Raw genomic sequence first — 19,311 nt, forward strand, 5'->3', positions numbered from 1 at the left:
GACACGGCGCGGAACTACGAGGCAAACGCATCTCCAGGGCCGGGAACTGCGCTACGTCCCCTCAAAGCAACGGAGCGAGACGGCGCTTCGCGGCCGTCCGGTCTAGCGGGAGAGGGCCGCGACGATTCTGGTGACGCCGGGGCGGCCGAGCTGACGGGCGACCGTCGAGCGGCCGTCGATGATCCGGGTGAACAGGCTGAATCCACCGGGGAGGGCGGACATGAGCCCGTGCATCACCTCGGGCCGGCGGCCGTAGAGCTTGAGCAGGGTCCGCCCGGCTGTCATCTCGGTGCCGAAGACCGCCTCGACTCGCGCCGGGTAGGCGTCGAGCGCGCCCAGGTCACCGCCGGCCGCGGCCGCGGCGGCCGCACCCGCCAGCCGCCCGGAGCGCAGCGCGAACGAGATGCCCTCTCGGGTCCACGGGTCGAGCAGGCCGGCGGCGTCGCCGGCGACCAGCACCCGGCCGCGGCGGACCGGCGAGCCGTCGGCCCGCACTCGGGTCAGATGCCCCGAGTCGTGCAGCCGCGGCAGGCCGGCCAGGCCAAGCTGGGTGACGAACCGCTCGTAGTACGCGCGCATCGCCGGCCCGTCGTCGCGGGCTCCGATCACCCCGACCGTCAGCACGTCGCCCTTGGGGAAGATCCAGCCGTACGAGCCGGGCACCGGGCCCCAGTCCAGCAGCATCCGGCGTTCCCAGCGGGCCGCGATCTCGGCGGGCGCCTTGAGCTCCGCCTCCAGGCCGACGTCGACCTGGTCGCAGCGCACTCCCACGTAGCTGGCGGCCCGCGACGACGTCCCGTCCGCGCCCACCACTGCCGACGCGCGCAGGTCCGGCCCACCGCGGATCTCCACGACCGCGCCGTCCGGGCCGTCGTCGCGGACGGCGGTGACGACCGTCGACGTGCGGACCTCGGCACCGGCGGCCCTGGCCGCGTCGACCAGGGCCGCGTCAAGCTCGGGGCGCATGACCATCGCGAGGATCGGCGAACCGTCCCGGCGCCGCCGGGTCACCCGGTAGCGGCCGTCGAGCGTGATGGTCAGGGCGTCGACCTCGACCCGGGCCAGCTGGGCCAGGTCCAGCCCGGCCGCGCTGATGTGGTCGCGTGAGATCCCGACCAGCCCACCGCCGCAGGTCTTGTAACGCGGCAGCTCCGCCCGCTCCAGCAGGCAGACCCGAGCGCCGGCCGCGGCGGCGGCCCGGGCCGCCGCCCCGCCGGCCGGCCCCGCCCCGATCACGACGACGTCGAAGTCCCGCGCGGAGGTGTCGGTCACGGCCCGTCCGTCAGCGCAGCGTCAGGGTGCGGCCGACGACGCCGGCGCGGATGCGGCGCTCCTCGCTGGTGAGCGGGCGGCGCTCGGCGAGCACCTCGTCCATCGCCTTGCGCAGCGCCGCGGCCGGCGCCTCACAGCTGTCGGCGTCCGCGTCGGGCGCCAGGTCCCAGACCGGGACGACCAGCCCGTCGGCCCGGAAGGAGCCGACGAACCGCGACCCCTCGCCGGCGCTGAGCGCGTCGGCGGCGGCAAGACGGGCGAGCGCGTCGAGCAGCTGCTCCTCGGAACGGGAGCGGGCGACGTCCGGGTCGCTGACCCCCGCGACCTCCAGGAACGGCAGCACCCAGCGCAGATGGCGCTTGTCGCCCGGCTGGGTCCAGTAGGCGGCCTCGACGGAGCTCAGCCGCGCGGTCGGCACGACGGTCGCGTTCGCCCGCTCCAGGCTCGACGCCACCTCACCGGACAGGGCGGCCCCGTCCTCGGACGGCGGCAGCCACCAGTCGAACCCGGCGTGCACGGTGATCGTCAGCGGCGCCGGGTCGAGCACGTCGACCAGCCTGGGCAGGCCGGTGAGCCCCTCGGGCAGGCGCTCCACGGCGGTCAGCGCGGAGACCGGCCCGGTGGCGACGACCGTGCCAGGCTCGGCGGCGAGCGCGGCCAGCAGCGCGCCGGCGATGTCCGCGGACGGGTCGAGGCCGGGCACGAGGGTCTGGGTGGCGACGAGGATCTCGCCGGTGTCCCGGACCAGGGCCGGCGCCGCCTGCGGCAGCATGGTGCCGAGCGTGATCTTCCGGTCGGCGTGCTCCGGGTTCTTGGCCAGGTGGTCGGGGTGCAGGGTCAGCGGCGCCGTGGCGCTGGGGATCAGCTCGCGCAGCGCGACCAGGTCGGCCTCGTCCACCCGGCCCGCGAACGGCCGCAGCACCGGAGCCGGGCGCGTCTTGGCGCCGTGGCAGGCCTTGTACCGGCGGCCCGAGCCACACGGGCACTGCTCCCGGGGTCCCACCTGGGGCACGTCGGCCAGGTGGGCGCCGGCGGCCGGAGCCCCGGTGGCGGCGGGTCGAGGACGCGCTGTGGTGGTTCGGCGAGCGATGGCGGGCTCCCGAGGTCAAGGGCGACAGCCGGTCCGGCCGCCGTCCGGTGCGGACGTCATCCGGTAAGGCTAGGGCACGACCGCCCCCAGGACGCGACACGGCGCCCACCGTTTCGCACCGGTCCGCGCGTCCCCCGGCGACGCCCGTGACCGGGCAGTTCGCGGCGGGCGGCGTCAGCCCGCCGGTGTCGGCGCGCCGCACCCGGGCCGGCGAGCCGGCCGACGGAGGGATGGCACTGCCGGGAAACAACGAAAAGCCCATTTTGGCTACGGGCTTTCACTGCAACATCCTCGTCAGGCGCGCGGCGAGTGTCGTGGCCATCAGACATATGGGATGGCGTGGTGATCCGTCCGACCATCAAGGACACCGTCAACGCCGTGTCCGCGAAGCTGACCACGGCGATCCTCGCCGATCTCGACGCGAAGGTCGGGACCGGTGACCCGGACTCGGTCGCCAAGCAGTGGCTGGCCAGCGTGGGTCTCGCCTGACTAGTCGCCCGGGCGGCTCGGGGTGTTCCGGGGCGGGGGCACCTCGGGGAACCGTCGCTCGGAGCCGAGCGGGAGCGTCGTGTCCGGGTCCTCGGCCTGGGCGGCCCGGCGGGCGCGTCCCCACGGGCGCCTGCGGGCGGGTCGCGTGGTCGCCTCGTCGGCCTGCCCGGATGGCTGCGCCCACGGGCTCACCGGCTGGCCGGGGGCCGGTTCGCCGGCAGCCGGGTAACCGCTGGTCCCCGCATACGCGCCTGTTCCGGGGTACCCGCCGAAATCCGGGTACTCGCCGGTGCCCGGGTACCGCAGGGTCGGCGGCGGGGCCCCAGGTGGGCTGACGCTCGGGTAGCCGGGCACCGCGGGACCAGCTGGCGGCTCCGTGACGGCCCACCAAGGGCGCGTCGTGTCGTCCGGGAACTGACCGGCGCCGGGTGGGAACGAGCCATCCGGTGCCGGCATCATCGCCGGAAGGACCGTCGTGCCGTCCGGTTGCGCCCAGGTAGCGGTCAGACGTGCGGGCCATCCAGTCGGGTCGCTGCCCGACCGGCGCAGCCGCTCGGCGCGGTCCGCGGCACCGCGGGAGCGGCGGATCTCGCGGGCCTGGGGGAACAGCGCCGCCGCGGGGACCAGCCCGGCGATCAGGAAACCGAGCTGACCGGGCATCTCGATCAGCCCGAGCGCTCCCCCAGCCACCCAGCCCAGCTGCAACGCGGTCTCCGAGCGGGCGAACGCCGAGTTACGCACGTCGTCGGCCGTGTCGCGCTGGATGATCGCGTCGAGCGCGAGCTTGGCCATCGACGCCGCCAGCATCGCCAGCAGGGCCGCGAACAGCGCCGGGAACTTCGCGTAGTCGACGGCGGCCAGCAGGCAGCCGACGGTCGTGAGGAGTAGCGCGAGCGTCAGGATGCGCTCCGGTCGGCGCCGGCCGAGCCGCCCGCCGATCACCACGCCCAGGCCGCTGCCGACCGCCGCCGAGGCGGCCAGCGCGCCCAGCCACAGGTTCGTCCCGCCCTCGGTACGCAGCAGGAAGGCCAGGAAGAACGTGAGAAACCCCACGATGGCCCGCAGCACCAGAGTCGAGCGCAGGGCCACCGGTGACGCGCCGAGCACCGCCCGGACCAGCGCGTGCCAGCGGGCGTGCTTACCCGCGAGCCGCCCGCCCCGGCGCCCCGGCTCGACGGCGCCCTGCACGACCGTGCCCTGGACCGGCTGGGCCGATGGCCCCACGGCGCCAGGGTGGACGAACGCGGCGCGCGGCCCGGTCGCGCCGGCCACAATGTCGCGCAGCCCGAGCTCACCTTCGTTCGAGTCGACCCGCTTCGGCAGGTTGATCGCGGACAGCACGCCGGCCAGATAGAGCAGCGCGCACAGCCGCAGCACCCACGGGTAACCGACGTAGGGAATGTGTGCGATCCCCAGACCGATGGGCGCCGCGGCGGAACTGGCGACGATGTTGACCATCGACATCCGCGAGTTGACCTTGACCAGCGTCAGCTCGGGCGGCGCCACCCGCGGGATCACGGCGCTGCGCGCGATTCCGAACGCCCGGGACAGCATGAGCAGACCCAGCGCCAGCGGGTAGACCTGCAGGCCGGAGAGCTGGGCCGCGAGCTGCCAGGCCAGCAGGCAGCGCCCCAGGCACAGTGCCGCCAACGCCGTGCGGCGGCCGTAGGACAGCCGGTCGAGCAGCGGCCCGATCACGGGGGCGAGCAGCACGAACGGGACCATCGTGATGAGCAGGTAGAGCGCGACCTTGGACCGGGCCTGGCCAGTCGGCACGGAGAAGAACAACGAGCCGGCCAGGGCGACGGTCACCAGCGCGTCGCCGGCGGCGTTGATCACCGACAGGTCGAGCAGCGCGGCGAGCCCCGAACGGTCGGCGCCATCACGCCGCGTAGTCGCTCGGATTCGACCTACTCCCGTTCCCAGGCTGGCCCGGGCCTTGCCCACGACCCCGGTTGGACGGTCCGTAGCCGCGCCAGGCTCCGTCACGGCCGCGGCGCGGCGCATCGACCGACCGAACCCGCGAGTACCCACCCTGCCGAGTGTGCCCGCCCAACAGCCCCGCGGCCACGACCACGCCGGGCGTACCTGTCGAGCCTGGGCGAGAATGGTGCCGTGGACGATGCAACGGGCGCTGACGACGCAGTGAGCGCTACTCCGGCCGAGCCGGCCGAGACCCAGGACGTGGCGGCGGCCACCGAGCCCGCCCCGCCCATCAAGGCACCGGCGGAGCCGCCTGCCGACCTGACAGCAGCCGCCCCGACTCCAGGTGAACCGCCGGAGCCGGCGATTCCGGCCGCCATCGTCGAGCCACCAGCCGACGAGGTGCCCCCGGCCGCCGACGACGAGCCAGCAGCCGCCGACGTGACGCCAGCTGCCCCGACGGCGCCCGAAGCGTCCGCATCTGAACCATCTCTCGACGTGGCGGCCGGCGTCGAGCCCCCCGCCGAGCCGCAGGCCACGGCCGAGCCGGCCGCCGTGGCCGCGCCTGACACTGTGGCCGAGCCTGACACTGTGGCCGAACCGGCCGCCATGGCCGAACCGGCCGCCATGGCCGAACCGGCCGCCATGGCCGAACCAGAGGCGGCGGCCGAACCAGACGCGGCGGCCGGCCCCGAGACGCCCACCCTCGCCGAGGGCGGCGCCGCGTCCGCCACGACGGCCGAACTCGGTCCGCCCGTCGAGCCGCAGGCCGTGGTCGAGCCTGACACGGCAGGCGAGCCGGAGCCGGCACGCGAGCCCGAGACGCCCGCCATTGCCGAGGGCGAAGCGCCCGACGGGGACGAGGCGGCAGACCGTCCAGAGCTTGGGGTCGCCGAGGCCGACGACGACGACGAGGACGACGACGACCCGGCCGCCGCGCGCGGGACGCGGGCGCGGGCCAACGAGCCGGACCCGGTCTGTGCCGCCGCCGTCGGCCTGGCCCGCGCGGCCGCTGTCGAGGAGGCCGGGTCTCAGGAGGCCGTCGGCGAGCACCTGGGCGTCGAGGCCGAGGGCGAGCGGCTGGTGCTGCACCGGTTCGCCTCACTGGACCTGGCGTACCGCGGCTGGGTGTGGACGGTCGTCACCACCCGTGCCCCTCGAGTGCGCAGGGTCACCGTCGACGACGTCGTGCTGACGCCCGGCGACGACGCGCTGCTCGCGCCAGTGTGGGTGCCGTGGTCGCAGCGGCTGCGCCCGGGGGACGTCGGCGTCGGCGACCTGCTGCCGACCGCCGTCGACGACCCGCGGCTGGCACTGCGCCAGGCCGACGTGGAGGAGTTCGTCGACACCGACGCGTTCCTGGAGCTGGGGCTGGGCCGGCCACGGGTGCTGTCCGCCCTGGGCCGGGAGGAGGCCTCCACTCGCTGGTACGCCGGCGAGCCCGGCCCCGACGCGCACGTGGCGAAGGTCGCTCCGGCGAGCTGCCTGACCTGCGGGTTCCATGTCCGGCTGGCCGGCACGCTCGGCCGGCTGTTCGGGGTGTGTGCCAACGAGCTGGCGCCTGACGACGCGCGGGTGACCTCGATCGACCACGGCTGCGGCGCCCACTCGGAGGCCCTGGTGGCGCCGTCGGCGCACCCGGAGTCGGTCCCGTTCGACGAGGATCCGTCGGATCTCGTGCCGACCGACGTCGAGCTGGTCGGCGCGGCGGCGAGCCCCGGCTCGCCGGAGCCCGCACACGCCGGTCACCCATCCGTGGGCCGCCCGGAGCCGTACGGCCACGCCTAGACCGCAGGGTGACCGGACCAGCCGTCAATCGTCACCGCCCGCCGGGGGCACCACGCTCGGTCGACGCCGATGCTAAGGTCCGTCAACAAAGTCCGGTTTGCCCTCCCCGGGAACCTCGTGCTGTCACCGCGCCGTCCGACACGGTGGTCCTTCCCGGAGGGTCTTCTGTTCCCCGACGATGGCGCACGGAGATCCACACCGACCATGCCTCAGACACGCCGATGAGCCGCACCCTGATCGTCACTGCCGTCCAGGCGGAGGCGGACGCGGTGTGCGCGGGCCTGATGGGTAGCTGGTCTCGCTCCCGCGGACCTTCCACCGAGGTGCCGAGCGCACCTGTCTCCCCCGACTGGGACCGCCAGCTGCTGACCACCTCGACGCTCGGCCCGTACGTCGGCCGTCGCCGCGGCCCGGTGACGGTGCTGGCGGCCGGCACCGGCGGCCCCGCGGCCGCGGCCGGCGCCGCCGTGGCGCTCGCGGTCGCCGCGGCGGCCGGCGACCCGTTCACCCTGGTGCTGTCGATGGGCGTCGCCGGCGGGTTCCGTGGCTGGGCCGAGATCGGCGACCTGGCCGTCGCGACCCAGCTGGTGGCCGCCGACCTGGGCGCCGAGTCCGGCCTGGAGGACCTGCGCGAGCCGGCCGGCAAGGTGCACGAGATGGATCGCAGCCTCGGCTTCCACAGCACCGGAGCGCCACCGCTGCCGCGCGCGACGAGCTCGTCCGCGGACGGGAAGTTCCTCACCCTCGACGACCTGGACCTCGGTTCGTCGACGATCGTGCCCGAGCCCGGCCTGGTCGACCGGCTGGCGACCGTCGTCTGCATCACCGGTCGCCGGATCGTCACCGGCCCGGTGCTCTCCGTCGCCACCGGCACCGGTACCGAGCTGCGCGCGGCGACGCTGACCGCCCGGCTCGACCCGGTCGCCGAGGGCATGGAGGGCTACGCGGTCGGCACCGCGGCCGCGGCCTTCGGCGTCCCGGCCGGTGAGATCCGCGCGATCAGCAACCAGGTTGGCCGGCGGGACCGCGGCAGCTGGAACCTGCCGGCGGCGCTGGCGAGCCTGCGCACGGCCGCCGGAGCACTGGTAGCCCATCCGGACGGGCTGCTGGCGGTGGCGGACGCAGCACGCCCACCGATCGGGCGCTGAGAGCCCTCCAGTCGCCCGCCCGATGCGAGGGCGACGGACAATGAGGGCGTGACGACGTCTCAGGTGACTGCGCTGGGCCAGGCGGAGCACGCGGAGCGGGCGGGCCTGACGCTGGCGATCTCGCCCTGCCCGAACGACACGTTCGCCTTCCACGCGCTCGCGCACGGCCTGGTGCCCGGGGCGCCGCCGGTGTCGGTCACCTTCGCCGACATCGACGTGCTGAACGCCCGCGCGGCCGACGGCCTGGACGACCTGGTGAAGGTCTCGTACGCCGCGCTGCCGTGGCTGCTCGACAGGTACCGGCTGCTGCCGGCCGGCGGGGCACTGGGACGTGGCTGCGGTCCCCTGGTGCTGATGTCCGCCGGAAATCCGGCCACCACGGGCGCTTCAGGGGACGCGGCGGTGCTGCGCGGGGCGCGGGTGGCGATCCCGGGCACCCGGACCACGGCCTACCTGCTGTTCCGCCTGTGGGCGGCGGGCATCGACGTGGCGACGATCGACGTGCTGCCGTTCGAGAAGATCATGCCGGCGGTCCAGGCCGGCCGTTACGACGCCGGGCTCGTGATCCACGAGTCCCGGTTCACCTACCCGTCCTACGGGCTGGTGGCGGTCGCGGACCTGGGTGACTGGTGGGAGGGCGCTACCGGCCTGCCGATCCCGCTCGGGGCGATCCTGGCCCGCCGGGACCTGCCCGAGGAGACGGGCGACCTGGCCGCGGCCGTGCGGGCCAGCGTCGCGGTCGCGTTCGCCGACCCGGCGGCCTCCGCGAGCTGGGTGCTCGCACACTCCCAGGAGCTGGCGCCCGAGGTCGTCCAGGCGCACATCAACCTGTACGTCAACGACTTCAGCCTCGACCTCGGTGACGAGGGCTATGCCGCCGCCGAGGAGCTCCTCGGCCGGGCGGCCGCCGAGAACCTGGTCCCCGCGCTCCCCGCCCCCCTCCGCGAGCCCTAGCCACCCCAAGGCAACCAGCGCACGCGACCGGACCGCACAACGCAACCAGGAACCCAGCCCACAGCCCCGCTCAACCCCAGATCTCCACGCCACCACACAGCAAACGCTGGGAGGGCGCACAGCGCCCGACAGGCGGAGCGTCCCGCGGGCGCTCAGCGCCCAGACAAGCACACGCGACCAGACCCGCACAACGCAACCAGGAACCCAGCCCACAGCCCCGCTCAACCCCAGATCTCCACGCCACCACACAGCAAACGCTGGGAGGGCGCACAGCGCCCGACAGGCGGAGCGTCCCGCGGGCGCTCAGCGCCCGTTCGGGACGATCCGCCCTATGCCTCAAGCTCGCTGGCGACGGCGTGGACGACCTTCGCCACGCGCTGGGCGATGCGGCGGTCCGGGTAGCGGCCGCGCCGGAGCTCACGCTGGACGTCGTCCAACACCTTGATCATGTCCTCGACCATGGCGTGCAACTCGTCGGGGCTGCGCCGCGCGGCCTCCTTGGCTGCCTTCGCCATGGAGGGCGGCGCGGCGAGGAGCCGGACGGAGAGCGCCTGGTCGCCCTTGCGACCCGCGGCGATGCCGAACTCGACCTTGTCGCCCGCGCGCAGCTTCTCGACACCGGCCGGCAGCGCGGCCTTGCGGACGAAGACATCCCCACCGTCGTCGCGGGAGAGGAAGCCGAAACCCCTGTCCACGTCATACCACTTGACCTTGCCGGTGGGCACGGGCGACCTCGTTCTTCGCGCGACGGGAGCTACAACGCTTTCTCCCCACCGTCGGGCGGCCGTCGGTCCGGCTCCCCGTCGTTCGCTCGGCCGCCAACCGGTGGGATCCCTGGCGGCAAAGAAGGCGCGACCATGCCTGCCTGGCCGCGCCCTCACGCCGGTCGCGCCGGCCCGCGGTGAGCGGGCCGAGAGACCGGCAAACGACGGTGCTCAGGCTATCCGGCCGGCGCCCGACAGGCGCGAGATTTCCGCCGCCGCAGGCGGACGACACACCCCGGGCCGGAGCGGCGCGCGCCGCGGCCCGCCGTTCACGCAGGCCAGGGCTCAGAGCAGCTCGTTCATGGACCCCGACCGGAATCCGCGCGGATCCACCTCGACGACGCCGAACCCGGTGACCACCGCGGTCAGGTCGGGCCGCGCGGCGAGCGTCGGCACCAGCTCGGCGTCCACCTCGATCGAGGCCCGGTCACCCAGGTCACGCACCCGCAGGTCACGGCAGGGAAGCTCGGCGTCGGCCAGGGCCAGCCGCAGTGCCTGCTCGGCACGCTCGACCCGGGCGAGCCGGCTGGGCGTCACCTCGATCCCGTAGGCGATCCGGCTGGCGAGGCAGGCCGCGGCCGGCTTGTCAGCCGTGACCAGGCCAAGCCGGCGGGAGGCGGCCCGGACCTGCCGTTTGGTCAGCCCGGCATCGAGAAGCGGGGTGGCGGCCCCCCGCTCGGCCGCGGCCCGGATACCAGGGCGGAACCCGGCGACGGCGTCGTCAGCGTTCGTCCCGGTGACGACGTGGGCCAGGCCCAGCTCAGCTGCCAGCGGGCCGAGCGTCTCGGTCAGCTCGGCCTTGCAGAAATAGCAGCGATCCGCGCCGTTGGCGATGTAGCCGGGCCGGGACTGCTCAGCGGTGCTGGGCAGCAGGTGCCGCACCCCGAGCGCCGCGGCGAACGCGCGGGCGGCCTCGAGCTCGGCGGCCGGCAGGGATGGGGAGACGGCGGTCGCGGCGGTGACCGCGCCGGGCCCGAGCGTCCGGACCGCCCAGGCGAGCAGGAAGGCCGAGTCGGCCCCGCCGGAGAAGGCCACCAACACCGAGCCCAGGTCCGTCAGCCGGGCACTCAGCGCCGCCAGCCGCTCGTCGAGAACCGCGTCGGCGAGCCAGTCGGGGAACTCCTCGAGCCCGCCCAGCACGACGTCCGCGCCGGCGGCCGACAGCGCCCCCGCGTCGTGGGACCCGGTGGTCAGCCCGACGGACAGCGCCCCGCCGGCCCGCGCGCCGATCACGTCGCCCTCGTGGTCACCTACGTAGATGTGCACGCCGTGCTCGCGGATCGCGTCCCCCTTCGCCGCGGCCCAGAGCCAGCCGACGATGACGTCCGGCTCGATGCCGATCGCCGCCAGGCTGGCGCGTGCGAGCCATTCGGCCTTGGCCGTCACCACGACCACCCGGCCGCCTTCCCGCCGGACCGCCTCGACGGCGCGTGCCGCCCCTGGCATCGCCTCCGACACCGGCACGGCGTGGTCGACGTACAGCTCGCGGTAGAGCGTGGCGGCGGCGGCGACCTCGTCGGCCGGGAACCAGTTCGCGAGCTCGTGCTCCAGCGGCGGGCCCAGCCGGCTCGCGGCCAGCTCGCCGTCGATCGGGACGCCGGTACGGGCCGCGATCTCCGCGTAGATCGCGACGATGCCCCGCCGCGCATCCAGCAGCGTGAGATCCAGGTCAAAGCCGACGACAAGCGGAGCAGAACTCACCCGAGCTGACACGTCCCGAGCGTAACGACCGGGTTTCCGCCCTGGCCAACAGACGGCGCCAGGGCGGTCGTCGTCACGGCGGGCGGGCCGGCGTCAACGCTCGATCGGGATCTGGGCCCCCTGGCCGAGCAGGCCGTCGTGCAGCTCCAGGCGGGTCGGGGCGGTGTCGACCGGGATGTCGAAGATCAGCGTTCCACTCACCTGGGCGTCCGGCTCGATCTTGTTCCACAACGAGTCGAACGGGTAGTAGAGCCGGGACTCGAAGGACGAGTAGGCCTGGTGGCGGCCACCGTCCTGGTCGTACATGAACTGCTGGTTGGCGACCAGCGTGCGCGACGAGTTCCCGATGTTCCGAACGTTGATCTTGACGAGGCAGTACTGGCCGTCCGGCTTGCGCGGGATGATGCCGATCTTCTGGACGCCGCAGCGCAGACTCTGGACCTGGAACTGGAGCGAGCCGTCGGTGTAGACGTGGCTGTTCGGCCCGGTCGCCGTCGGTGTCGGCGTCCTCGACGGCGGGAGAGCGCTGCCCGGCTCGGACGAGTCGCCCGGATTGAGCGCGATCAGGGTGATCGCCAGCGCGCCCAGGATGACCAGCGCGACCGTCAGCCAGAGCCCGAGCCTGCTGCCGCCGCGCCGGCGGCCACTGGCGCGGACCGGCATCCCGGGCCGAGCGGGGCCCTGGTAGCCGGCGGCGCCCCGGCGCCCGCCGGCCGCAGGGGAGGACGGCCGCCGCGGCGCCACGATGCCGCCGGGCCGCTGGTCATAGTGCCCCGGCGCCTGCCGCGGGTCATGGCCGGGGCCACCGAACCGCGCCGCGCCCTCGACCTGCTCCGTCGCGTCGCCGTAGCCGGGTGGAGCGACCCGCGTCCGCGGCAGCGCGCCGGACGGATCCGGGCCGGTCAACGCGACCACGGCGGGGCTCGCCATCACCTCGGCCCGGTCAGCGGCGAGCCCGAGCAGCTCCTCACCCGGCGGCACGACCGGCCCACCGCTGGGACCGCGCTCGATCAGAGCCAGCAGCAGGTCGCGCGCCGTCGGGCGGGCCGCGGGATCCTTGGCCAGCGCGGCCTCGATCAGGTCCCGCATCGGCGGAGCCAGGCCGGTCAGGTCCGGTGCGGCGGAAACGGTCCGGTAGGCCAGGTCGATGTCCTTGCCCTCGCCGAACGGGTGCTGCCCGGTCCCGGCGTAGGCCATCAGGATGCCCCAGGTGAAGATGTCCGCCGCCGGGCCGATCGGCTGGCCGTTGATCTGCTCGGGCGCCATCCAGCCGGCCGAGCCGAACCCCCACGACGTGGGCTTGGCCGTCGAGCCGTGGGCCACCGCCTGGGCGATCCCGAAATCGATCACCCGCGGCCCGGACAGCGACAGCAGCACATTGCTCGGCTTGAGGTCGCGATGCACCAGCCCGGCGCGATGGATCGCCGTCAGCGCGGTCGCCACGCCGACCGCGAGCCCGGTGAGGGTCGACGGCGTGAGCGGACCGCCCCTGGCGATCGCCTGGTCGAGGCGCAGGCCGTCGATGAACTCGGTCACCAGGTAGGGCGCCGGCGCATCCGGGTCGGCATCGAGCACCTCGGCCGTGCAGAACGGCGCCACCCGGCGGGCGGCGGCCACCTCCTGGCGGAACCGGCGGCGGAACTCCTCGTCCGCGGCCAGGTCCGGACGGATGATCTTCACGGCCACCAGCCGGCCGCGCTCGCCCCGGCCCAGGTAGACCGTGCCCATGCCCCCGGTGCCCAGCCGGCTCAGCAACGGGTAAGGCCCGACCCGGCGCGGGTCATGCGCCGCGAGCGGGTCACCCGACAGCCCGGAGGCCGGGCGCCGCTCCGCGCCCGCCACGTCCTCCGTCACCCGCGCCCCCTGCTCCCCCGTCCGATGCCCCGGCCACTCGTCCACCATCGTCGTGTCAGGACCCGCTGCTCGCCGCGGCCCCACTGACCGGTGCCACCGTCAAGCTGTCCCGGCCCTGGCGGCTGCCGTGGCGCCGAGTTCCTCGCATGACCGCCAGCGACGGCCCGAAGCCCGCCAAGCCGCAGTCTCCCCCAACACCGGGGCGCCGCGCTGCCCGCTCGCGGCCCGCCTGGACCGCTCCTTTCACCGCATACCGACATGTATCCCACACACTGGCTCTGCATACGGGTTGCTCGTCCCCTCTGTCGGCCATCGGACCACCGGTGCCGACGGGCACGGCCCGCGATCCCGATCGTCAGGCCGCGGCCGACGACGCCGCGTCGCCCGGTTCGTCGGGCGGCACGGGCGGCAGGAACGAGACCCGGCGCCCGCAGGCATCGCAGACCGCCTCCTGCGCACCCGGCTCCTCGTCGGACTCGGCGAAATGTGTGAGCGGCACCGTGCCGGTACACCAGGGGCAGCTGATCCACGGCCCGTCGACGGTGCCGCCATTTGTCATGGATCCACGATGACATGCCGGCTTCCCCGGTCGGGGATGGCCACGGCGTCCCGGACCGGCAACACTGAGGGCATGCCGGAGCTGCCCGAGATGGAGGCGCTCGCCAGCGTCCTGCGCGACCGCGCGGTCGGCAAGGTCGTCACGAGGGCCGAGCCTGTCGCGATCAACGCGCTGCGCACCGTCTCCCCGAGCCCGGTCGACCTGGTCGGCGCGGCCCTGGTCGACGCGACCAGGCACGGCAAGTTCCTCGATCTCATCTTCGCCGGTGCCGGCGGCGAGCGGCTCGACCTCATCGCGCACCTGTCCAGGGCCGGCTGGCTGCGCTGGAAGGACCGCCAGCCGACGACGCCTGGCCGCGGCGGGCGCGGCGGGCTCGCCTGGCGGCTGGTGTTCGACGACGGGTCCGGCTTCGACCTCACCGAGGCCGGTACGCAGAAGCGCCTCGCCGTCTACCTGGTCCGCGACCCGGCCGAGGTGCCTGGTGTGGCCCGGCTCGGCATCGACCCGCTGGACCCCGCGTTCACCGTCGAGGCGCTGGCCGCGCTGCTCTCCACCGCCGGGCGCAGCCAGATCAAGGGCGTGCTGACCGACCAGTCGGTCCTCGCCGGAGTGGGCAACGCCTACTCGGACGAGGTGCTGTGGGCGGCCCGGCTGTCCCCGTTCGCCCCATCCAGCGCCCTGTCGGGCGATCAGGTCGCCGCCCTGCACGACGCCCTGGTGGGGACGCTGCGATCGGCCGTCGAGGCGGCCGGCGGGCTGGGCGCCGCCGACCTGAAGGCGGAGAAGAAGGCCAACCTGGCCGTGCACGCGCGGACCGGCGAGGCCTGCCCGCGCTGCGGCGACACCGTCCGCCAGGTCTCGTTCGCGGACCGCAGCCTGCAGTACTGCCCTACCTGCCAGACCGGGGGCCGGATACTCGCTGACCGCCGCCTGTCCCGCCTGCTGAAGTAGGATGCGGGCCGGTTGGCACGGCCGCGGGGGTCAGAGGATGAACGGGGCGCCCGCGCTGTCGGCGGTCATCGGGCGGCCACCGGCGGCCCAGGCCATCATGCCCCCGGCCAGGTTGTACGCGTCCCAGCCGCCCTTGGTCAGGTAGCCGGTGACCATCCCCGACCGGTTCCCGGACCGGCAGACCGCGATGATGCGGGCCGACCGCGGGACCTCGTCGAGGCGGCTGACGAGGTCGCCCATCGGGATGTGGGTGGCGCCTTCGATGTGGCCGGCAGCCCACTCGTCCGGCTCCCGCACGTCGAGCAGGAACAGCTTGTCGTCGCGCGTAGGTTCGGCGGGGATGTCCGCCACCGTTACGGTCGGCACCTGATCGGGACCCATGCCTGTCATCGTGCCACCTCTGCGGTCCGCCGCACCTCCCGGCACCTCCCGGCACCTCCCGGCACCGAGCCCCCACGGCCTACCGCGGCGGCCGGCCGCGTCAGCCGGGCTCGCTCGCGGTGCTGGCCAGGGCGCGCAGCGTCATCGGCGGCCCGTCGAGCGCGGTGTTGTGCTCGCTGGGACGCAGCGAGTCCAGCAGCAGGTCGATGTATCGTCGCCAGGTCCGCCCGGCGGGTGCCTCGGTGAGCTCCAGCACCACCCGCACCGCGCGCAGCAGCACGATCAGGTCGGCCAGTACCGCGTCCGCGCGGATCAGCCCGGCCTCCTGCGCGTCGTTGAACATCATCCCCAGCAACGGGACGACGTCGTCGAACACGAGCGCGCTGGTCCGGCCCGTCCACAGCCTCCGGGAGACGAAGGCCCAGCGGCAGGCGTCATCCGCGATCGACGTCATCAGGAACTCGCGCAGTGCGCGCCCAGGCGGCGCGGTCTCGCGGGCGGTCACCGCGAGCTCGCGGACGCGTCCGACCGCCGCGGCCAGTGTCTCCTCGACGAGCGCGTCCTTGTTCGGGAAACGGCGGTAGAGCGTCCCCATACCGACGCCGGCGCGCCGGGCGATCTCGTCGACGCCAACGGCGAGGCCGTGCTCGACGAACAGCTCCCTGGCCGCGCACAGGATGCGTTCGCGATTGCGTTCCGCGTCGCGGCGCAACGACCGCGGTACCGATGCAGCGACGCCAACGACGTGTGGGCCCCCCAAACTCATGCGGCAACTGTAAAGGCCTCGTATATGCGCAACCATCCGTTCTGAGCCCATCACCTCTGAGCGCCATCGGCGCGCCATTCGCTCGGCTGTCGTTGCGAGTCAACGCCGTAGTCCGGGACTCTCGGCCGGCCAAAACCCGATATGCCCCCATGTGTGGCACGATCGGGCGCCGGGCCGCCAGCACCGAGCGACAAACCTGCTCGGATGGGCCCGGACTCCGGCAGACTCGCCGCTAACGAACGGACGTGGGACAGGTGGGGGACATGGGCACGTGGGTCGCGGGGCGGCTTGCCGCTGTCGTGGCGGCGGCAGCGACGGTCGCGGTGCTGGCGACCGGGTGCAACGCGGTTTCGACGGCGCTCAACGACGCCTCGACCGCCAGCCCGGGGAACGTCCAGCCCAGCGGGTTCGCCGCCAACGGTTCGGATGTCGGCGCCGACGGCTCGGCGCTCGCCGCCCTGGGCACGCTGAAGATCGCGCCGCTTGCCACGTCGCCGAAGTATGACCGCGACGCCTTCGGCACAGCCTGGAAGGACGTCGACCACAACGGCTGCGACACCCGTAACGACGTCCTGCACCGGGACCTGCATTCGGTGACGGTGCGTACGACCGACAACTGCATCGTGCTCACCGGCGAGCTGAACGACCCGTACACGAACAGGATCATCCGGTTCAACCGGGGCAAGGACTCCGCCGCGGTGCAGATCGACCACGTCGTGCCGCTGGGTGACGCCTGGCGAACCGGCGCCTACGCCCTCCCCGAGTCCGAGCGTGAGGCGATAGCCAACGACCCGGAGAACCTGCTCGCCGTCGATGGGCCGACAAACGTCAAGAAGAGCGACAGCGACGCCAGCGAGTGGCTTCCGCCGGTCACGGGCTATCGCTGCAAGTACGTCGCGCGGCAGATCGGTATCAAGGCGCGCTATCACCTCTGGGTGACCCAGGCCGAGGCCGATGCCATGCGCACCGTGCTCTCCTCCTGCGCGTCGCAGCCTGAGCTCGGCGGCTGACCTCCCGCTCAAGCATTGGATGAACGCTGATGGCGCGCGATCGCGCGCCATCAGCGACACCTGATCGCGTTGCGGCCCGCTGGGGTTGTCACCAAGGCCAGCCGACAGCCACCCGCGGGCCAGACGGCGATCGGCTACCGGTCGGGTCGGCCACGGCCCGCGCCCACCGGGGCCTGAATCGGGCCCGGACCCTGAACGGAGGCGACCGGGACGCATTCTCCGGCTGCCGAAGTCAGAGAGAAACAGCACCGCCGACGACGACGGTAATCTCCCGACCCAAAAAGAAGGCCGGGGCTCAGTCCTGCCTGAGCTCCCGGCGCGTACTACCTGTGAGTGGGCGAGGGGGGAGTTGAACCCCCACGTCCTTTCGGACACACGGACCTGAACCGTGCGCGTCTGCCATTCCGCCACTCGCCCGAGTGGTCTTGCCTACTGCGTTACGCTTTTCCACCGACCGCTGTCGCCATCACCCAGCACCCGAACTGCCAACCTGACTTTACCAGCACCTCGTGTTGACTCTACGATCGCCAGCCTTGCGACGCCAACTATACGGAGCCGACCACACAGAGTCAGCCATACAACGGCCTCCTGAACCAGACAACCTCGTGAACCAAACTACGGCTCCAAGGCAGCGGCTCCAAAGCTATGGCCCCGTGAACCAGCATCGCAGGGCCTTTGTCTCGCGCGGAGCCACGGTACCACGTCCGCATGGGTAGATGGCTCCGGGGTAGGTCGAACCTGACGGGTACTGGGACGACGGCCGCGCCGGGACCACGGGTGATGCGCGCGACCGGAAGGTTGCGCGAGCGGGATGTCCGTGAGGCGACGGGCCTGGTCAGCCCGGTGGTCGGGGGCGCCGAGGGCCGGCGGCATACGATCTCACGTACCGGGAGGAGGGAGGTCGGGCATGGGTGTGCTGCAGCGATTCGAACGCCGCCTGGGCGGCCTCGTCGAAGGCGCGTTCGCGAAGGTCTTCAAGGGTGGCGTCGAGCCGGTGGAGATCGCGGGCGCGCTGGCCCGGGAGGCCGACGACAGGCGCGCCATCAGCTCCAACCGCGTGCTGGTGCCGAACGAGTTCGCCGTGGAACTGGCCAGTCCGGACTACAACCGGCTCTCGCCCTACAGCCGGGCGCTGTGTGACGAGTTGGCCGAGATGGTCCGCGAACATGCGGCCGAGCAGCGGTACACGTTCGTCGGGCCGGTGAGCATCCGGCTGACCGAGGCGGCCGACCTGGACGTCGGCGTGTTCCGGATTCGCAGCAGCGTGGCGTCGGCCGAAGGGATGGTCGCGACGCCGCCCCGGCGGGGGCCACGAGCCGCGCCCGGAGCGCCCCGCCTGCTGATCACGAACAAGGAGGCACCCCCCGGCCGGGAGCGCGAGTACGAGCTGACCGCCGAGTCGACGCTGATCGGCCGCAGCGTGGAATGCGACATCCGGCTGACCGACACCGGGGTCTCCCGCCGCCACGGGGAGATCCGCCGGATGTCGGATGGCAACTGGCTCTATGTGGACGCCGGCTCGACGAACGGCAGCATCGTGAACGGCCGGCCGGCGACGCAGGTCAAGCTCGTCAACGGGGACCTGATCGAGCTGGGCGCCGCCCTGGTCACCTTCCAGCGCGACGACGGCCGCGGCGGTCGGGACAGCCGCGAGCCGGGTCGGATGGCCGCCGAGGCACCGGAGCCCTTCGGCCGTCAGCACGACCGTGAGCTAGGCGGCGGTCCGGACGCCTACCAGGGCGGCCGTCCCGACCCACGCGACCGCCAGGGCCCGCGGGACCGGCCAGATCCGCGGGACCGGCCAGGCCCGCGCGGCGAGCCCTACCGCGACCGGCTGGACGGACCGGCCCGGCCGGTGGGCAACCGTTCCGACGAGCCGTTCAACGACCGCTCCGGCGCCCGCGGCGAGCCCTACCGCGACCGGCCACCAGCCCCGGGCCGGCCCGACCGCCCCGGCGCCCGCCCGGACGAGCCCTTCGACGACCGGTCGAGCCCGCGCGGCGAGCCCTACCGAGACCGCTCCGGTGCCCGGGGCGAGCCGTACCGCGACGGCACGGGTGGCCGGCCGGCTCGCCCTGGCCCGGACTCGCCCCGCCCGGAGCCACAGCGCGAGGACCGCCCACGCCCCGGCCTGCGGCGCAAGGACTCGCCACGCCCTGTCCCGCCGCGGCCCGACGCGCAGCGCCAGGACTCGCCACGGCCCGGGCCGCCGCGCGAGAACCTCCAGCCCGAGGGCCCACACCGACAGGGCCCCCGGCGCCCGGAACCGGCGGACGACCGGTCCGGCCCCCGCGCCGAGCGCCCGCGTGACGATGCCTACCGCGGCGCGTCGAGCGCACGGAACGTGCCGTACCGGGACGGCCCAGCCCGCGGCGGCCGGGATGCCCGAGATGCCCGGCCCCGTCAGGATGGTGACAGCGATGAGTACCCTGGCCAAGGTCGTGGCTATGGTCGCCGTGGCGACGGGAGTGGGCCGCACCCGGCCGGAGCCCGCCGCGCCAGCGGCCGCGACAACGCCGGTGGTCGCGATGGCCGCCCGCCGGAAGAGATCTACGATGCCGAGAAAGTCCTGCCCGGCCGGGCGCCCGATCGTCCTCGGCCCGACGAGCCTCGCCGCCGGCCGGGCCCACCCCCGCCGAGCGACCGGAGCTGGTAAAGCCT

At 73.9% G+C, this 19,311-nt stretch carries 16 protein-coding genes and 1 tRNA gene; 7 read left to right on the plus strand and 10 right to left on the minus strand.

The features are described from left to right. Positions 1-102: 102 nt before the first annotated feature. Positions 103-1,272 (minus strand): geranylgeranyl reductase family protein, encoded by a 1,170-nt coding sequence (locus tag FRADC12_RS12880; protein WP_045876823.1) that lies wholly within the window; start codon positions 1,270-1,272, stop codon positions 103-105. Positions 1,273-1,282: 10 nt separating this feature from the next. Next, positions 1,283-2,362 (minus strand): DUF5926 family protein, encoded by a 1,080-nt coding sequence (locus tag FRADC12_RS12885; protein ID WP_084010669.1) that lies wholly within the window; start codon positions 2,360-2,362, stop codon positions 1,283-1,285. A gap of 342 nt (positions 2,363-2,704) precedes the next feature. On the opposite strand from FRADC12_RS12885, the gene FRADC12_RS31240 reads away from it, so the two are divergent. Next, positions 2,705-2,851 carry a hypothetical protein gene (locus FRADC12_RS31240; RefSeq protein ID WP_157488835.1) on the plus strand — a complete coding sequence of 49 codons (147 nt, stop codon included), beginning with the start codon at positions 2,705-2,707 and terminating at the stop codon, positions 2,849-2,851. Here FRADC12_RS31240 and FRADC12_RS12890 read toward each other — a convergent pair whose 3' ends face one another. Then, positions 2,852-4,858 carry an MFS transporter gene (locus tag FRADC12_RS12890; protein WP_084010671.1) on the minus strand — a complete coding sequence of 669 codons (2,007 nt, stop codon included), beginning with the start codon at positions 4,856-4,858 and terminating at the stop codon, positions 2,852-2,854. A gap of 108 nt (positions 4,859-4,966) precedes the next feature. On the opposite strand from FRADC12_RS12890, the gene FRADC12_RS12895 reads away from it, so the two are divergent. The 3 genes from FRADC12_RS12895 (at position 4,967) to FRADC12_RS12905 (ending at position 8,664) form a co-directional block, all read left to right on the plus strand. Further along, positions 4,967-6,562: a DUF3027 domain-containing protein gene (locus FRADC12_RS12895; RefSeq protein ID WP_283215125.1), complete on the plus strand. Its 1,596-nt coding sequence runs from the start codon at positions 4,967-4,969 to the stop codon at positions 6,560-6,562. A gap of 221 nt (positions 6,563-6,783) precedes the next feature. Then, positions 6,784-7,710 (plus strand): futalosine hydrolase, encoded by a 927-nt coding sequence (gene mqnB, locus FRADC12_RS12900; protein WP_045876825.1) that lies wholly within the window; start codon positions 6,784-6,786, stop codon positions 7,708-7,710. A 48-nt stretch (positions 7,711-7,758) separates the two neighbouring features. Further along, the gene (locus FRADC12_RS12905) at positions 7,759-8,664 is read left to right on the plus strand and encodes a 1,4-dihydroxy-6-naphtoate synthase (protein ID WP_232303761.1); all 906 of its coding nucleotides are present in this window, start codon (positions 7,759-7,761) and stop codon (positions 8,662-8,664) included. Positions 8,665-8,993: 329 nt separating this feature from the next. On the opposite strand, the gene FRADC12_RS12910 is transcribed toward FRADC12_RS12905, so the two are convergent. From FRADC12_RS12910 to FRADC12_RS12925, 4 genes are all read right to left on the minus strand, one after another. Then, positions 8,994-9,389 (minus strand): cold-shock protein, encoded by a 396-nt coding sequence (locus FRADC12_RS12910; RefSeq protein WP_045876827.1) that lies wholly within the window; start codon positions 9,387-9,389, stop codon positions 8,994-8,996. A 324-nt stretch (positions 9,390-9,713) separates the two neighbouring features. Beyond that, the gene (gene larE / locus FRADC12_RS12915; RefSeq protein ID WP_045876828.1) at positions 9,714-11,129 is read right to left on the minus strand and encodes an ATP-dependent sacrificial sulfur transferase LarE; all 1,416 of its coding nucleotides are present in this window, start codon (positions 11,127-11,129) and stop codon (positions 9,714-9,716) included. Positions 11,130-11,222: 93 nt separating this feature from the next. Continuing rightward, positions 11,223-12,983 (minus strand): serine/threonine-protein kinase, encoded by a 1,761-nt coding sequence (locus FRADC12_RS12920; protein ID WP_045876829.1) that lies wholly within the window; start codon positions 12,981-12,983, stop codon positions 11,223-11,225. 355 nt (positions 12,984-13,338) lie between these two features. Further along, the gene (locus tag FRADC12_RS12925) at positions 13,339-13,542 is read right to left on the minus strand and encodes a hypothetical protein (RefSeq protein ID WP_045876830.1); all 204 of its coding nucleotides are present in this window, start codon (positions 13,540-13,542) and stop codon (positions 13,339-13,341) included. 72 nt (positions 13,543-13,614) lie between these two features. On the opposite strand from FRADC12_RS12925, the gene FRADC12_RS12930 reads away from it, so the two are divergent. Next, positions 13,615-14,493: an Fpg/Nei family DNA glycosylase gene (locus FRADC12_RS12930; protein ID WP_045879529.1), complete on the plus strand. Its 879-nt coding sequence runs from the start codon at positions 13,615-13,617 to the stop codon at positions 14,491-14,493. Between the two features lie 30 nt (positions 14,494-14,523). On the opposite strand, the gene FRADC12_RS12935 is transcribed toward FRADC12_RS12930, so the two are convergent. Both FRADC12_RS12935 and FRADC12_RS12940 read right to left on the minus strand, forming a co-directional pair. After that, the gene (locus tag FRADC12_RS12935; protein ID WP_045876831.1) at positions 14,524-14,874 is read right to left on the minus strand and encodes a rhodanese-like domain-containing protein; all 351 of its coding nucleotides are present in this window, start codon (positions 14,872-14,874) and stop codon (positions 14,524-14,526) included. A 100-nt stretch (positions 14,875-14,974) separates the two neighbouring features. Then, complete coding sequence (locus tag FRADC12_RS12940; RefSeq protein WP_045876832.1) at positions 14,975-15,640, minus strand: TetR/AcrR family transcriptional regulator; 666 nt, start codon at positions 15,638-15,640, stop codon at positions 14,975-14,977. A 263-nt stretch (positions 15,641-15,903) separates the two neighbouring features. Here FRADC12_RS12940 and FRADC12_RS12945 point away from each other — a divergent pair, with 263 nt between their 5' ends. Beyond that, on the plus strand, positions 15,904-16,650 hold the full coding sequence (locus tag FRADC12_RS12945) for an HNH endonuclease family protein (RefSeq protein WP_045876833.1): 747 nt from the start codon (positions 15,904-15,906) through the stop codon (positions 16,648-16,650). Between the two features lie 334 nt (positions 16,651-16,984). Here FRADC12_RS12945 and FRADC12_RS12950 read toward each other — a convergent pair. Continuing rightward, positions 16,985-17,067: transfer RNA gene (locus tag FRADC12_RS12950), tRNA-Leu, on the minus strand. 490 nt (positions 17,068-17,557) lie between these two features. Between FRADC12_RS12950 and FRADC12_RS12955 the strand changes: the two genes are divergently transcribed. Continuing rightward, positions 17,558-19,306, plus strand: a complete 1,749-nt coding sequence (locus FRADC12_RS12955; protein ID WP_045876834.1) for an FhaA domain-containing protein — start codon at positions 17,558-17,560, stop codon at positions 19,304-19,306. Positions 19,307-19,311: the final 5 nt, after the last annotated feature.

This window comes from Pseudofrankia sp. DC12, from assembly GCF_000966285.1.
Taxonomy (GTDB): domain Bacteria; phylum Actinomycetota; class Actinomycetes; order Frankiales; family Frankiaceae; genus Pseudofrankia.

Coding starts and splice junctions, on each gene's coding strand:
- FRADC12_RS12955 (WP_045876834.1), top strand. CDS start 17,558: ATGGGTGTGCTGCAGCGATTCGAACGCCGCCTGGGCGGCCTCGTCGAA.
- FRADC12_RS12945 (WP_045876833.1), top strand. CDS start 15,904: ATGGGCACGTGGGTCGCGGGGCGGCTTGCCGCTGTCGTGGCGGCGGCA.
- FRADC12_RS12940 (WP_045876832.1), bottom strand. CDS start 15,640: ATGAGTTTGGGGGGCCCACACGTCGTTGGCGTCGCTGCATCGGTACCG.
- mqnB (WP_045876825.1), top strand. CDS start 6,784: ATGAGCCGCACCCTGATCGTCACTGCCGTCCAGGCGGAGGCGGACGCG.
- FRADC12_RS12890 (WP_084010671.1), bottom strand. CDS start 4,858: ATGCGCCGCGCCGCGGCCGTGACGGAGCCTGGCGCGGCTACGGACCGT.
- FRADC12_RS12930 (WP_045879529.1), top strand. CDS start 13,615: ATGCCGGAGCTGCCCGAGATGGAGGCGCTCGCCAGCGTCCTGCGCGAC.
- FRADC12_RS12925 (WP_045876830.1), bottom strand. CDS start 13,542: ATGACAAATGGCGGCACCGTCGACGGGCCGTGGATCAGCTGCCCCTGG.
- FRADC12_RS12935 (WP_045876831.1), bottom strand. CDS start 14,874: ATGGGTCCCGATCAGGTGCCGACCGTAACGGTGGCGGACATCCCCGCC.